Source organism: Streptomyces sp. GL_140 (genome assembly GCF_057834465.1).
In genome coordinates, this window is sequence record NZ_CM174404.1 from 2,147,585 (window position 1) to 2,162,148 (window position 14,564).

The window sequence follows — 14,564 nt, forward strand, 5'->3', positions numbered from 1 at the left end:
TTTCGTGTGCGAGGGCGTGGCCCCCGGAACCGCGGTGCGCGAGGATCTTCACAGGTAATGATCATCTGCAACCGGGGGTACGGGGATGAAGAAGGCCGGGAGGACGGGCGCGGTTCTGGCAGGACTGGCCGTCGTGGGAGGCGCGGCGTTCGGCATCCCGCACCTGGTCGGCAAGGAGGGCCGGGCCTCCGCCGAGCAGCGGCTCGAAGCGAAGCCGGGTTCCGGCGCGAGCTCGACGCCGAGCGCACCGGCGACCCCGACCGCGCAGGCCGCACCGGCCGGCGCGAAGCCGTTCACGCTGGTCGGGACCGGCGACATCATCCCGTACCCGTCCATCGTCCAGCGGGCCGCCGACGACTCCGCGGAGAAGGGCGGCTACGACTTCCGGAAGATACTCGCCGGGGTCGAGCCCGTCGTCTCCGCCGCCGACCTGGCGATATGCCATCACGAGATACCGTACGGCCGGCCCGGCGGCCCCTACACCGGATACCCCCTCTTCAAGGCCCCGCACCAACTGGCCGATGCCCTCAAGGACACCGGGTACGACAGTTGCTCCACCGCCTCGAACCACACCCTGGACGACGGGTACGACGGCCTCGTCCGCGTCCTGGACAACCTCGACCGCGTCGGCATCCGCCACGTGGGCTCGGCCCGCAGCGCCGAGGAGGCGAAGGCCCCGGCGCTGCTCGAAGCCGACGGCGCCAAGGTCGCCCAGCTGGACTACACGTACGGGACGAACGGCATTGCGCTCCCCTCCGACAAGCCCTGGGCCGTGAACCTGATCGACCCGGACCGGATCGTCGCCGACGCCCGCGCCGCGCGCGCGGCCGGCGCGAACGTCGTCGTCCTCAGCGTCCACTGGGGCTCCGAATGGCAGACCGCGCCGGACCAGCAGCAGCTGGACCTGGCGCAGACCCTGACCGCTTCGCGCGGGGCGGACGGCCTCCCAGACATCGACCTGATCCTGGGCACCCACAACCACGTGCCGCAGCCCTACGAGAAGATCAACGGCACCTGGGTCGTGTACGGGATGGGCGACCAGGTCGCCAGCTTCTACGAGGCCGAGAAGGCCCGCGGCAACATGTCCTCGATCCCCCGCTTCACCTTCGCCCCGGCGGCCGCCCACCCGGGCCGATGGGAGGTCACCAGGGCCGAGTACCTCACGCAGTACTCGGACATGCGGCCGCCGTTCCACGTCGTCTGCACCTCCTGCGACTCCACCGCAGCCGCCGACGCCACCTACACCGCCGTGGACCGCGAGGTCACCGCGGCCGTGCTCTCGCGGGGCGCCGCCGAGCAGGGCCTGACCCGGGCCACCAGGTAGTCGCGAGACCCGGCCGCGCTACGAGGACCTGCCGCGCCGGGTGACGACCAGCGCGGCGGCGCCGAGGCCGAGCAGGATCAGCGCCCCGCCCGTGACGTACGGGGTGAGGGAACCGCCGCCGGTCTCGGCGAGGTTGGCCTGGGTGCCGGAGCCCGCGGTCCCCGTCTGGGGCTTGACGTCGGGCGTCTGCGAGGGGCTGGAGCTGGGGCTGGAGCTGGGGCCCGGACCGGCCGGGGACTCGCAGTGCGCTTCGGCGAGCACGATCTCCCCCTCCACCTGCGCCACGTTCAGATCGCCCGGGTTCACCGACACCTTGAGCTTCAGCGCGGTCGCGGCGGCCGTGGAGGAGGTGGTCCCGGCGGCCGAGAGCTCCAGGCTGACCAGGCCGACCTTCGGGACCTCGACCTTGGTGGGACCGCTCGCCGCGACGGTGATCTTCTTGCCGAGGACGGTCACCGACCCGGGGACGGCGGAACTGGCGACCGGCTTCTTGCCCGTCTCGCAGACGGCCTTGGCGGTGACCTTCTCCACCTCGATCAGAGCGAGCGCCGGCAGTCCCGGCACGTGCACCCGGGCCTTGACCAGGTTGGCCTCCGCCTGGGCGCGGCGCCCGTCGGCGGTGGCCATGGAGGTGGCGACGTCGGCGCGCAGCACGCTCACCGGCTCTCCCCCTTCGACTCCGTCGAGGGTGACGGTCAGCGCCGTCTTCGTCGCGTCCGCCGGGGCGCTGACCTCGTTGAGGGTCGCCGTCAGCGGGATGTGCACGGTCTTGTTGACCAGGCCCACGTCGAGTGCGGCGCGCAGGACGACGGCACCGGCCTTCCCTTCGCCGGAGCCGTGCTGCCCGGTGGCGAAGGCGGGTGGGGCCGCGAGGAGGGCCACCGCTCCCGTGGCGAGTAGAGCGGCCACGGGCATGCGGAAGGCGTTGCTGTTCAAGGTGGTGGAACCCCCGGGGAGATGGGAGCCGTCGCGTCGCCATGGGGGACATCGCGGACACCGACGGCCTAGATCCCGGAATCTTTACGCACTGAGAGTGAACGGGTGCCAACCTGGCGTGAGTTCACCCCAAAGGGTGGTTTCCACGCACGGGTTCGAATAAATACGCCCCATCCGGAACGGAACTCCCCTCGCACCACAGCCGGTCAGCGCTCCTCGCCCCGAAAGCGCTAGTCAACGAGCGGTCGGCGCCCGGGGTCACGCCCCGTCAACCAGCCGCCGTCCACGGCCCGGACCGTGCTCAGGCGACCACGTTGCCGTTCACCACCACCCGCAGCGGCTGCGCCAGCGCCCGGACATCGGCCCGCGGGTCGTCCGCGTAGACCACCAGGTCGGCCGGCGCCCCCTCGGTCAGGCCGGGCCTGCCGAGCCACTCGCGCGCGCCCCACGTCGTCGCCGAGAGGGCCTGGAGCGGCGGAATGCCGGCCTTGACCAGCTCGCCCACCTCGGAGGCGACCAGGCCGTGCGGGAGGGAACCCCCCGCGTCGGTGCCCACGTAGACCCCGATGCCCGCGTCGTAGGCGGACCGGACCGTGTCGTAGCGGCGCTCGTGGAGTCGGCGCATGTGCGCCGCCCAGCCGGGGAACTTGGCTTCGCCGCCCGCCGCCATCTTCGGGAAGGTGGCGATGTTCACGAGGGTCGGCACGATCGCGACCCCGCGCTCCGCGAAGAGCGGGATCGTGTCCTCGGTGAGCCCGGTGGCGTGCTCGACGCAGTCGATGCCCGCCTCGACCAGGTCGCGCAGGGAGTCTTCGGCGAAGCAGTGGGCGGTGACCCGGGCGCCGAGCCGGTGGGCTTCGGCGATCGCCGCCTCGACCTCGGCGCGCGGCCAGCAGGCGGTCAGGTCCCCCACCTCGCGGTCGATCCAGTCGCCGACCAGCTTGACCCAGCCGTCGCCGCGCCGGGCCTCGCGGCCGACGTACTCGACGAGGTCGGCCGGCTCGATCTCGTGGGCGAAGTTGCGGATGTAGCGGCGGCTGCGGGCGATGTGCCGCCCGGCCCGGATGACCTTGGGCAGGTCCTCGCGGTCGTCGATCCAGCGGGTGTCGGACGGGGATCCGGCGTCGCGGATGAGGAGGGTGCCGGCGTCGCGGTCGGTCAGGGCCTGCTGTTCGGCGGTCCGCGCGTCCACGGGTCCGTGGGCGTCGAGTCCCACGTGACAGTGCGCGTCGACCAGCCCGGGGAGCACCCAGCCGGACACCTCGGTGATGTGGCCGGGCCCGCGCGGGCGCTCGTAGGAGACGCGCCCGCCGATCACCCACAGCTCGTCGCGCACCTCCTCGGGCCCGACCAGCACCCGTCCCTTCACGTGCAGTGGCCCGCCCCGTGCACTGTCGCCCTTGACGTCGTCGCTCATGTCGGCACTGTACGTGCGTGATCGGTAGGCTCTCCAGGTCGCTCCGGACGATTCCGGACAACCCGTGACGATCGATTCCGGACGAAGAGAGCACCGCCGTGAGCCACCCCCTCCTGGACCTTCCGCCCCTGACCGCCGCGCGGTTCGCGTCGATCGAGCGGGGCGTCGCAGAGCTGCTCGGCACCCGGGCGGACGTGGTGATCACGCAGGGCGAGGCGCTGCTCCCGCTGGAGGGCTGCATCCGCTCCGGCGCGCGGCCCGGTTCCACCGCACTGAACATCGTCACCGGCCCCTACGGCACCACCTTCGGCAACTGGCTGCGCGACTGCGGGGCGACGGTCGTGGACCTGGCGGTCCCCTTCGACACCGCCGTCACGGGCGCCCAGGTGTCGGACGCCCTGGCGGCGCACCCGGAGATCGACTTCGTCTCGCTGGTGCACGCGGAGGCGGCCACCGGGAACACGAACCCGGTCGCGGAGATCGGCGCGGCCGTACGGGCCCACGGGGCGCTGTTCATGCTGGACGCGGTGGCCTCGGTGGGCGCGGAGCCGCTGCTGCCGGACGAGTGGGGCGTGGACCTGTGCGTGATCGGGGCGCAGAAGGCCATGGGCGGACCGGCGGGCGTCTCGGCCGTGTCGGTCTCGGACCGGGCCTGGACCCGCTTCGCTGCGAATCCCGCCGCCCCGAGGCGTTCGTACCTCTCCCTCCTGGACTGGAAGGAGCGCTGGATCGACAGCGGGCGCAAGGCGCTGCCGCACGCGCCGGCGCAGCTGGAGATGCTGGCGCTGGAGGCGTGCCTGGACCGCATCGCGGCCGAGGGGCTGACCGCCGTGACGGCCCGCCACGCGGCCGCGGCGGCGGCGACCCGCGCGGGCGCTACGGCGCTGGGCATCGCCCCGTACGTCGCCCAGGACGCGGCGGCCGCCCCGGTGGCCACCACCCTGCGGGTCCCGGAGGCCTCACTGGTGGTGGCGAAGGCCCTGGCGGCGGACCCGGCGGCCCCCCTCGCGGCGGGCGGCGGCGCCCTGGCCCAGGAGATGGTCCGGGTCAACCACTACGGGCCGGCGGCCTCCCTGGAAACCGTCCGGTCCTCCCTGGAGGCCCTGGCCGCCGCCCTCTCCCTCGACCCGGCCGCGGGCCTCGCGGCGGCCGGGGCGGCCTGGTCGGCGGCGCCCTCCGCCTGACGGACGGGCTCGGGGACTTCGGGACTTCCGGACCTCAGGAGAGCAGGTCCAGCAGCCGGTCCACGTCCGCCTCGGTGTTGTAGAGGTGGAAGGAGGCCCGCAGATTGCCGGCGCGGGCGGCCGTGGCGATGCCCGCGGCGAGGAGGGCGCCCTGGCGGTCGGCCAGCCCCGGGACCGAGACGATCGGAGCGTCGCCGGGGACCGGTTCGTGGCCCAGGGCGGCCAGGCCGGCCCGGTAGCGGGCGGCCAGGGCGGTGTCGTGGGCGTGCACGGCTTCGATGCCGATCCGCTCCAGCAGGGCCAGCGAGGGTTCGGCGGCGTGGTAGCCGAGGAAGGCCGGGGACTCGTCGAAGCGGCGGGCCCCGTGGGCCAGTTCGGGCATCGGGCCGTAGGTGGAGTCCCACATCGACTCGGCCGCCACCCAGCCCGCGTGCAGCGGGACCAGCGTGGACTGGGCCTCCTCGGAGACGGTGAGGTAGGAGACCCCGCGCGCGGCCAGCAGCCACTTGTAGCCGGCGGTGACCGTGTACTCGTACGGCGAGGCGTCGAACGGCAGCCAGCCCGCCGCCTGGGTGGCGTCGACCAGCATCCGCGCCCCGTGCGCGCGGGTCGCCGCGCGGACCGCGGCGAGGTCCGCCGTACGCCCGTCCGCGGACTGTACGGCGCTCAGCGCGACCAGCGCGGTGTCCGGACCGACGGCTTCGGCGATCGACTCCAGCGGGGCGAAGCGGACCTTGAGGTCGTCGCGCACCACGAAGGGGTTGATGACGGAAGCGAACTCGCCCTCGGGGCACAGGACTTCCGATCCGGCGGGGAGGGCGGCCGAGATCAGACCGACGTGGGTGGACACCGCCGAGCCGACGGCCACCCGGTCCGGCGCCACCCCCACGAGGCGCGCGAAGGCGTTCCGGACCCGGTCCACCCGGTCGAAGTCGCCGAAGCCGGACGGGATTCCGGCCCCGGCGGCCTCGGCCAGCCGCCGCACCTCGGCGACGGCCGCCCGCGGGAGGACGCCGCACGTGGCGGTGTTGAGATAGGTGGTGGAGTGCGCGAACTCGGCGCGGACCGTTTCGGGGAGCAGAAGATCCATGGCTTCCACTCTGCGCCAGGATCAACCCAAAGTCCATTGCCGAATTCAGCGCGCTCCACCAAAGGATTACTTATGCATCGCGCTCGGGAGCGGGGTCAGTGCTGCGGCACCGCGCAGCTGCCGTCCGGCTCGCACACCTCGCCGTCGGGGGCGGCGGGGACGAGGACCTCGCGCCCGGCCCACGCCTGCTCCAGCGCCTGGGTGAAGACCTCGGCGGGCTGGCCGCCCGAGATTCCGTAGCGGCGGTCGAACACGAAGAACGGTACGGCGCTCGCGCCCAGTTCGGCGGCTTCGCGCTCGTCGGCGCGCACCTCGGCGGCGTAGGCCGAGTCGTCGGCCAGGACCTCGCGGGCCTCCGCCTCGTCCAGCCCGGCCTCCACGGCGAGCTCGACCAGGATCTCCGGGTCGAAGACGGAGCGCTCCTCGCCGAAGTTGGCCCGGTAGGCGAGGTCGAGCAGCTCCTCCTGGCGGCCGCGGGCGGCGGCCAGGTGCAGCAGGCGGTGGATGTCGAAGGTGTTGCCGTGGTCGCGGCCCTCGGTCCGGTACGTCAGCCCCTCGGCGCGGGCGCTGGCGGCCACGTGCTCCTCCATGCCGCGGGCCTCGTCGAGGGTGCGGCCGTACTTCTTGGCCAGCATCTCCAGGACCGGCGCCACCTCGCCCTTGGGGCCGTTCGGGTCGAGCTCGAAGGAGCGGAAGACGACCTCGATCTCGTCGCGGTGCGCGAACTCGGCCAACCCCTTGGTGAAACGGGCCTTGCCGATGTAGCACCAGGGGCAGGCGATGTCGCTCCAGATCTCGACGCGCATGTTCCTTCTTCTCTCCATGGAATGAACTGTTCCGGGTTCAACCATTCCCGGTCCGGTCTCATTCCCCGGACGGTTCCCCCACCGTGAGCCAGAGGATGCGGTGGGAGCCGGTGTGGGCTCCGGCGGGGTCCGGGAGCCAGCCGTGGTGGGCGTAGAAGGCCTGGGCGCGGAGGTTGTGCTCGTAGACCTCCAGGCGGACCCGGCGCACGCCCGCACGGCGCCAGGCGTCGAGGCAGGCCGCGTGCAGGGCGGCCCCGGTGCCCCGGCGCCAGTGGACCGGGTCCACGTGCAGCTGGGTCAGGGTGGTCTCGCCGCCCTCGGTGCGGAAGGCGGCGACCCCGGTGAGCTCGCCGTCCCGCTCGGCGCAGAGCACCCCGCCCTCGGTGCCGGTCCGGGTGACCGCCCGGGACCAGCCCTCGCGGGTGCGCGCCAGCTCGGCCGCGCCGCCGTAGCTCTCCTGCGGAATCCGGCCCCGGTAGTAGGTGGCACGGGCCCGGGTGTGCAGGGCGGCGATGGCGTCGAGGTCGGCGGGGTGCGCGGTCCGGATCATGGACATGGAAACGCGCCGGGAACCCTGTCGGTTCCCGGTGCGCGTCACTCATGTCATGGACCCGCCGAATTCAGCCTCGCGGCCGACCGCTTCGAAGGCGTGGCGGTCGGCGCGGCTACTTCTTCAGCCAGGCCTGCATCATCTTCTGCGCGACGGGAGCGGCCAGCTTGCCGCCGCCGATCTCGGAGCGGTCGGTGTCCGAGTTCTCGACCACCACGGCGATCGCGATCTGCTTGCCGTTCATCTTTCCGTACGTGGTGTACCAGGCGAGCGGCGGCAGGCTGTTGTTCACGCCGCGCTGGGCGGTACCGGTCTTGGCGCCCGCCTCGACGCCGGGGATCTGGACGTTCTTGCCGCCGCCTTCGGTGGCGACCGTCCGCATGGCGTCCTGGAGCATGGAGGCGGTCTTCTGGCTGATCACCTGCTGGGACTTCGGGTCCTTGAAGCTCTCCAGCACGTTGCCGTTGGAATCGGTGACCTCGGAGACCTCGTGCGGGGAGACCAGCTTGCCGCCGTTCTCGATCGCGGCCGTCACCATCGCCATCTGGAGCGGGGTGGCCTGGACGTCGAACTGGCCGATGCCGGTGAGCGCGACCTGGTCGACGGAGATCTTCTTCGTCGGGTACTTGCTCGCCGGGCGGGCCTCGACGGGAAGCTTCTGGGTCACGTTGAAGCCGAACTTCTCCGCCATGGCACGCATCTTGTCCTGGCCGAGTTTGTGCGCGAAGTCCGCGAAGACGTTGTTGCAGGACAGCCGCAGGGCGGTCCGGGCGGAGACGTTGTCGCACATCGAGTCGTCCACCTCGCTGCGCAGCTTGGTGACGGTGCCGGGAAGCGTGTAGTTGCCGCTGACGCCGGTGGGCGTGTCGATGTTCTTGACCAGGCCGTCCTCGATGGCCGCGGCCAGGGTGACCAGCTTGAAGGTGGATCCGGGCGCCTGCGGCTTGCGCAGCGCCACGTTCTCCATCGCCTTGCCCTCGTCGGCGTTGAGCTTCTTCCAGGCCTCCTCGTCCGTGGCGCCCGTGATCGTGCCCGGGTCGAAGGAGGGGTTGTTCACGATGGCCAGGATCTCGCCGGTGGCCGGGTCGAGGGCCACGACGGAGCCCTGCATTCCCTTGAGCGCGTCGTAGCCGGCCTTCTGGACGTCCTTGTCGATGGTCGTCAGGACGTTGCCCGGGGAGGCGCGCTTGTTGGTGAGCGTGTCCATGATGCTCTTGAGCCGGTTGTCCGAGCCGTTGAGGACGTCCTTGTAGACGCCCTCCAGCATGGTCGACCCGTATGCCTGGGAGCTGAACCCGGTGATCGGCGCGTACAGCGGCCCGTCGGTGTAGGTCCGCTTGTACTGGAAGTCCCGTCCTCCCGTATTCGTGGAGCCGGTGATCGGCTCACCGCCCACGATGATGTTGCCCAACGGGTTCTCGTACTGCCCGATGAGGTTCCGCCGGTTGTTCTTGTCGTCTGCGAGGGCCTGGCCTTGATATGCCTGCACCCAGGTGACCCGCACCAAAAGGGCCAGCACCAGAAGCAGACAGAAGACCGACGCACGCCTGATCGTCTTGTTCATCCCCCAGAAGGACGTCCCAGCCGTCCCGGCCGTTCCGCTCTGCCCCGATTGTGGCGGAGTTCTCAGCCTTTCTTCATGGGGAAACCTCCCTCGTACGCCGCGATGACCGCCTGGGTGCGGTCCCGGGAGCCGGTCTTGGCCAGCACCGCGGCCACATGCGTCTTCACCGTCTGCGGGCCGACCCCGAGGCGTTCGCTCACCTCGTGGTTGGACAGCCCGGCGGCCATCAGGCGCAGCACGTCGGCCTCCCGGTCCGTGAGCCGGGCCACCCAGGGCGCGGCGCCCGGTCCGGCCGCTCCGGACGGGGTGTGGGCGGCGGCCAGGGACCGGACGGCCGCCGGGAAGAGCAGCGAGTCCCCGCGGGCCACGAGCCGGACCGCGGCGGTCAGCTCGTCGGGGTGGGCCCGCTTGAGGAGGAAGCCGGCGGCTCCCGCGCGCAGTGCGTCGTAGACGTACGCGTCGTTCTCGAAGGTGGTGACCACCACGATCCGCGGCGGCTCGGCCATGGTGGCGAGGATCCGCCGGGTGGCCTGGATCCCGTCGACCTCGGGCATCCGGACGTCCATCAGCACCACGTCCGGGGCCAGGGCCCGGACCACGGACACGGCCTCGGCACCGGTGGCCGCCTCCCCGACGACCTCCAGATCGGGCTCGGCGTCGAGGATGACCCGCAGGGCGGTGCGCACCATCCGCTCGTCGTCGGCCAGGACCACGCGCAGCGGCGGGCGCTGCGGCGATGTCATCGCGGGCCCCCGCCGAGCGGCAGGACGGCCCGCAGCCGCCACCGGCCGCCGTGCGGGCCCGCTTCGACGTGCCCGCCGAGCAGCGCGGCCCGCTCGGCGGCCCCGCGCAGCCCGCGGCCCCCGGTGGTGCGGTCCTGCACGGCGGCGGCCGGATCGTTGGTCATGGTGATCTCCAGTTCCTCGTGTCCGTTGCGCACCCCTACGAGGATGCGCAGATCGACCGGTCCCGTCCCGTGCCGCAGCGCGTTGCTCAGCCCCTCCTGCACGATCCGGTACGCCTCGCGGGAGGCGATCGCCGGGAGCCGCTCCCAGTCCCCGGCCGGTCCCGGGTCCTGGTGGGCGGTGATCGGGATCCCGGAGGCCCGGCTCCGGTCCAGCAGCCCGTCGAGGTCCGCGGCGAGCGTCGGCGCGGTCCCGGCGCCCCCCGCGACCCCGGCACCGCCGTCGCCGCCGGCACCGCCGACCGCCACGCCGTCGCCCTCGCGCAGCAGGCCGAGCACCGCGTCCAGCTCCCCCACCGTGCGCCGGGTGGTGTCCTCGATCGCAGCCAGCGCCTCCCGTACGAAGCCGGGATCGCTGTCGAGCACCCGCCGGGCGGCGCCCGCCTGGAGGGTGACCGCGCTGAGCGCGTGCCCGACGGCGTCGTGCAGCTCCCGGGCCAGCCGGTTGCGCACGGCCAGATCGGCGGCCCGCTCCTCGGCCGCCGCCAGCCGGTCCGCCGCCGTCGGCCCGAGCAGCACCGGCGCCAGCCGGGCCAGCAGCGCCCCGGCCCCGGCGGCGCCCAGTACGACCCCCGCCAGCAGCCCGATCCCGAACACGGGGGCCAGCCGGGGCTCGACCAGCACGTCGAACCAGCCGAACCTGATCGGCAGCTCCCGCAGCCCGCTCACGAACGGCAGGGCGATCAGCACCACCGCCGCGGGCGGCACCGCCAGGGTGATCCCGCTGACCAGCGCCCCGACCCCCAGGTGCAGGGTCCACCAGGCCGAGGTCCGCCCCCGGGCCGCCCAGGTCCGGGCCGGGCCCTGCGCGAGCCGCTCCCCCGGTATCCCGCCCAGGGCCCGGACTGCGGCCACCGACATCGGCCGGACCAGCCCGAACAGCCCGGTCACGGCGACCAGCGGCAGGGCGGTGGCGTAAGCGGCGAGGCTGAGCGGCAGCGAGTCGAGGGCGTTGACCCCGCCCCCGGCGGTGCCGACCACCACCTCCGTGAGCAGGAAGTACGGCATCAGCAGGGCCCCGCCGAGTATCAGGTGCACCCAGCGCAGCCGGGCCCGCGCCCCCAGCAGCCGGCTCGGGCGGCCCTTCGCCCCGGCCCGGGTCACACCGTGCGGCGGGAGGCGAGGAACCGGGTGAGGACGACCGTGCCGAGCATTCCGGTGATCATCTGACCAGAGTAGGCCAGGTAGATCATCGCGGAAGGCGGTTCGCCCGCAACATCCGGTCCCAGCGCGGCTATCAGCAGCCAGGCCCCCCAACTGAGCGTCGCCGCCGACCCGATCCACGCGAGGCCCAGGGGCCACCGCACCGCCCGGTCCCCGCCCCGGGCCAGCAGCAGCGCCCCGGCCGCGGCCACGAGCGCGCACATCGCATGGACCGCGTTGACCACGCCCGTCTCCGCGGAGTACACGGCGACCTGCTCCGCGCTCAGCCCGGCCGCGCCTCCGAAGGCCCAGTACAGGTGCACCGCGGTCACTGCCGTGCCCAGCGCCACCGCGGCTCCCGCCACCACCCCCGTGGGTGACGGAAGCCTCCTCCCCAGCACCCCCTGCCAGCTCGCGCCCCAGCGCTCCCGCGCATAGGGCACGAACAGCCCTGCCAGTGCGAGCCCTTGGAGCATGAAGCCGGTGTAGACGACGTTGAACACCCAGGGGTCGAGGAAGGGCACCCGGGCCGCCCGCGCCGCCTCGTCCGCCCCCATCCCCAGCGCCTTGACGAGCATCTGGCCCGGGAAGGCGGTGAGGATCGGGGTCAGCAGACCGGTCGCGACGAAGACCGGGACGAGTAACAGCCACGACGGCACCCGCATCCCCCATGGGCGGGTGAGCACCAGCACGAGCAGGATCACGGTGGCGTCCATGACCAGCGTGACCGCATTCGCCACGGTGAAGAACAGCCCGCGCTCCAGGAGCACGCTGCCGTCCGGTATGCCGAGCCTGCTCCCGCCCAGCCAGGCGGCCTTCACGGCCAGGTACGGGAGGGTGGCGGCCAGGGCCACCGCCCGCAGGATCTGCCGCCCGGTCCCCAGCGCGGGGGCCGAAGGCCGCGTGGTGTGCTTCGCATCGCTCGTGTGAACCGCTCGTGTGGTCATGACCCAACGGTCCCGCGTCCGCCGCGCCGCCACCTCCCCCTTGAAGGGGAACCGCCTCCCCCACCCGGGGGAGGAACCACGCCCTCCACCGCCTCGCCCGTACCTGCATCCGCACCTACATCCGCCGCGTCACCACCGACAGCCGGTCCCGCGCCTCGAACAGCGCGTCCTTGATGACCCGTTCGTGCCCCGGCGTCAGCCGCGCCACCGGCACCGAGCAGCTCACGGCGTCCCGGGCCGGCGTCCGGTACGGCACCGCCACCCCGAAGCAGCGCAGTCCGAGCGTGTTCTCCTCCCGGTCCACCGCGTACCCCTGCTCCCGCACCAGGGCCAGCTCGTCGATGAGCCGGTCCCGGTCGGTGATGGTGTGCTCGGTGACCGGTTCCAGCTTCCGCGGCAGGAGGCCCCGTACCTCTTCGTCGGTGTGCGTGGCCAGCAGCGCCTTGCCGAGCGCCGTCGAGTGCACGGGCAGCCGCCGGCCGACCCGGGTGAAGGGCCGCAGGTAGTGCTGGGACTGGCGGGTCGCGAGGTAGACCACGCTCGTCCCGTCCATCCGGGCCAGGTGGATGGTCTCCGTCGTGTCGTCGGAGAGCCGGTCCAGCGTCGGTCGCGAGGCCGCGACGACCTCGTCCCCGTCGATGTACGAGCTGCCGACGAGCAGCGCCCGTACGCCGATGCCGTACCGGGTACCCGTCGCGTCCGTCTCCACCCATCCCAGGTTCACCAGGGTGCGCAGCAGCATGTAGAGGCTGGATTTGGGCAGGGAGAGGTCGTTCTGGATGTCGGCCAGGCTGTGCAGCCCCGGCCGCGCCGCGAAGTGTTCCAGCAACTGGACCGTGCGTACCGCCGACTTGACGGCCGCCGGTGCGCCCGAGCCCCCCGACTCAGCTGTCGTCATTCGCCTTCGTGCCCCTCTGTCGCTGTGCCCGGCTCCGGCTGGCGTCTTGTCAACCCGGAAGGCGCGGAAATAGAGTCCACGGTGGATGTGATCATTCATCCACCGGAACAGCGTTCAGAATACTGAACGCATCCATGCGGGTCAGCGTAGATCCAGGAGGCAGTTCGCCATGGCAGCAACACCAGTCTGGAGTGTGGACCCCCGCACCGGGAAGCAGCGCGAGCAGGTTGCGGTGGAGGCCACACCCCAGGAGGTGGACGAGGCCGTGCGCGCGGCCCACGCGGCCCGCGGCGCGCTCGGCGACGCCGTCGCCCGCGCCGCCTTCCTGCGCGCCGCCGCCGACCTCCTCGACGAGGCCGCGGAGCACGTGATCGAGGCCGCCGACGCGGAGACCGCGCTCGGCCCCGGCCGGCTCACGGGCGAGCTCGCCCGCACCACCGGCCAGCTGCGCGCATTCGCCGACGCCGTGGACGAGGGCTCCCACCTCGACATCCGCATCGACCGCGCCGACCCCACCACCACCCCGCCCCGCCCGGAACTGCGCCGCTACAAGGTGCCGCTGGGCGTGGTCGCGGTGTACGCCGCCTCGAACTTCCCGCTCGCCTTCTCGGTCCCCGGCGGGGACACCGCCAGCGCGCTCGCCGCGGGCTGCCCGGTCGTGGTCAAGGCACACCCCGACCACCCGGCCACCTCCGAGTTGTGCGCCTCGCTGCTGCGCCGGGCGGCCGTCGCCGCCGGGCTGCCGCCCGAAGTGGTCGCCGTGGTGCACGGGTTCGACGCGGGCCTGGAGATGATCCGCCACCCGCTGGTCACCGCCGCCGGTTTCACCGGTTCCATCCGGGGCGGGCGGGCCCTGTTCGATGCCGCCGCCGCGCGGCCCGTGCCGATCCCCTTCCACGGGGAACTGGGCTCCCTGAACCCCGTCGTGGTCACCCCGGCGGCCGCCGCCGAGCGCGCCGAGGAGATCGGCGCCGGGCTGGCGGGCTCGGTCACCCTCGGAGTCGGCCAGTTCTGCGTCAAGCCCGGCCTGGTCCTCGTACCCGAGGGCCCGGACGGCGACCGGCTCGCCGGCGCGCTCGGCAAGGCGCTCGGCAAGAGCGGACCCGGGGTCCTGCTCGACCACCGGATGCGGGAGAACTTCATCGCCGGGGTCCGCGAGCGCGCCGCGCTGCCCGGGGTCGAGGCCCCCGTCGCCCCCGGCTCCGGCGGCGAGCACACCGTCGGCGCGGGCTATCTGAGCCTGCCGGCCCGGACCCTGCTGGAGGGCGGGCCCTACGAGGTGCTCCTGGAGGAGTGCTTCGGCCCCGTCACCGTGCTCGTCCGGTACGCCGGCCAGGACCAGGCGCAGGCCCTGCTCGGCCGGCTCCCCGGGAACCTCACCGCGACCCTCCAGCTGTCGGCGGCCGAGGCGGCCGGCGGCCCGGGACCCGCGGCGGAGCTGATCGCCCGGGTCACGGCGCTGGCCGGGCGGATCGTGGTCAACGGCTGGCCGACCGGTGTCGCGGTGGCCCCGGCCCAGCACCACGGCGGCCCCTACCCGGCGGCGACCTCCCACTCCACCTCGGTCGGCGGTACCGCCGTCGAGCGCTGGCTGCGGCCGGTGGCCTACCAGTCGGTGCCCGACGCCCTGCTCCCGCCGGAGCTGCGGGAGGCCAACCCGCTGGGGCTGCCGCGCCGGGTCACGGGCGACCTGCCCGCTTAATGCGTTGCCGCCCCCGCCCCGGGGGCGGCAGGCTGCGCC

13 protein-coding genes are annotated in these 14,564 nt (G+C 73.2%); 3 read left to right on the plus strand and 10 right to left on the minus strand.

Annotation, left to right across the window (positions count from 1 at the left end; all coding sequences use genetic code 11):
• Window positions 1–85 precede the first annotated feature (85 nt).
• Complete coding sequence (locus AC3IYJ_RS10090) at window positions 86–1,324, plus strand: CapA family protein (RefSeq protein ID WP_489400972.1); 1,239 nt, start codon at window positions 86–88, stop codon at window positions 1,322–1,324.
• Between the two features lie 18 nt (window positions 1,325–1,342).
• On the opposite strand, the gene AC3IYJ_RS10095 is transcribed toward AC3IYJ_RS10090, so the two are convergent.
• Together AC3IYJ_RS10095 and AC3IYJ_RS10100 are read right to left on the minus strand one after the other, a co-directional pair.
• A complete protein-coding gene (locus AC3IYJ_RS10095) occupies window positions 1,343–2,260 on the minus strand; it encodes an SCO1860 family LAETG-anchored protein (protein WP_489400973.1) in 918 nt (305 codons plus the stop codon).
• A 301-nt stretch (window positions 2,261–2,561) separates the two neighbouring features.
• Entirely contained in the window at window positions 2,562–3,677 is a 1,116-nt protein-coding gene (locus tag AC3IYJ_RS10100; RefSeq protein WP_489400974.1) for an amidohydrolase family protein, read from the minus strand.
• A gap of 98 nt (window positions 3,678–3,775) precedes the next feature.
• Here AC3IYJ_RS10100 and AC3IYJ_RS10105 point away from each other — a divergent pair, with 98 nt between their 5' ends.
• Window positions 3,776–4,861, plus strand: coding sequence for a pyridoxal-phosphate-dependent aminotransferase family protein (locus AC3IYJ_RS10105; RefSeq protein WP_489400975.1), 1,086 nt, complete (start codon window positions 3,776–3,778; stop codon window positions 4,859–4,861).
• Between the two features lie 34 nt (window positions 4,862–4,895).
• Here the strand turns inward: AC3IYJ_RS10105 and AC3IYJ_RS10110 are convergent, their stop codons facing one another.
• The 8 genes from AC3IYJ_RS10110 to AC3IYJ_RS10145 form a co-directional block, all read right to left on the minus strand.
• Complete coding sequence (locus AC3IYJ_RS10110; protein ID WP_489400976.1) at window positions 4,896–5,951, minus strand: aminotransferase class V-fold PLP-dependent enzyme; 1,056 nt, start codon at window positions 5,949–5,951, stop codon at window positions 4,896–4,898.
• A gap of 95 nt (window positions 5,952–6,046) precedes the next feature.
• The gene (locus AC3IYJ_RS10115) at window positions 6,047–6,757 is read right to left on the minus strand and encodes a DsbA family oxidoreductase (protein WP_489400977.1); all 711 of its coding nucleotides are present in this window, start codon (window positions 6,755–6,757) and stop codon (window positions 6,047–6,049) included.
• Window positions 6,758–6,815: 58 nt separating this feature from the next.
• Window positions 6,816–7,313: a GNAT family N-acetyltransferase gene (locus AC3IYJ_RS10120; protein WP_489400978.1), complete on the minus strand. Its 498-nt coding sequence runs from the start codon at window positions 7,311–7,313 to the stop codon at window positions 6,816–6,818.
• A 109-nt stretch (window positions 7,314–7,422) separates the two neighbouring features.
• A complete protein-coding gene (locus AC3IYJ_RS10125; RefSeq protein ID WP_489400979.1) occupies window positions 7,423–8,871 on the minus strand; it encodes a peptidoglycan D,D-transpeptidase FtsI family protein in 1,449 nt (482 codons plus the stop codon).
• Window positions 8,872–8,933: 62 nt separating this feature from the next.
• Window positions 8,934–9,614, minus strand: a complete 681-nt coding sequence (locus AC3IYJ_RS10130; protein ID WP_489400980.1) for a response regulator transcription factor — start codon at window positions 9,612–9,614, stop codon at window positions 8,934–8,936.
• Window positions 9,611–10,939 (minus strand): sensor histidine kinase, encoded by a 1,329-nt coding sequence (locus tag AC3IYJ_RS10135; protein ID WP_489400981.1) that lies wholly within the window; start codon window positions 10,937–10,939, stop codon window positions 9,611–9,613. The genes AC3IYJ_RS10130 and AC3IYJ_RS10135 overlap by 4 nt, the downstream gene beginning before the upstream one ends.
• Window positions 10,936–11,925, minus strand: coding sequence for a hypothetical protein (locus AC3IYJ_RS10140; RefSeq protein ID WP_489400982.1), 990 nt, complete (start codon window positions 11,923–11,925; stop codon window positions 10,936–10,938). Before AC3IYJ_RS10140 ends, AC3IYJ_RS10135 begins: the two co-directional genes overlap by 4 nt.
• Before the next feature lie 115 nt (window positions 11,926–12,040).
• A complete protein-coding gene (locus tag AC3IYJ_RS10145; protein WP_489400983.1) occupies window positions 12,041–12,823 on the minus strand; it encodes an IclR family transcriptional regulator in 783 nt (260 codons plus the stop codon).
• Window positions 12,824–12,992: 169 nt separating this feature from the next.
• Here AC3IYJ_RS10145 and AC3IYJ_RS10150 point away from each other — a divergent pair, with 169 nt between their 5' ends.
• The gene (locus AC3IYJ_RS10150; protein ID WP_489400984.1) at window positions 12,993–14,525 is read left to right on the plus strand and encodes an aldehyde dehydrogenase (NADP(+)); all 1,533 of its coding nucleotides are present in this window, start codon (window positions 12,993–12,995) and stop codon (window positions 14,523–14,525) included.
• Window positions 14,526–14,564 lie beyond the last annotated feature (39 nt).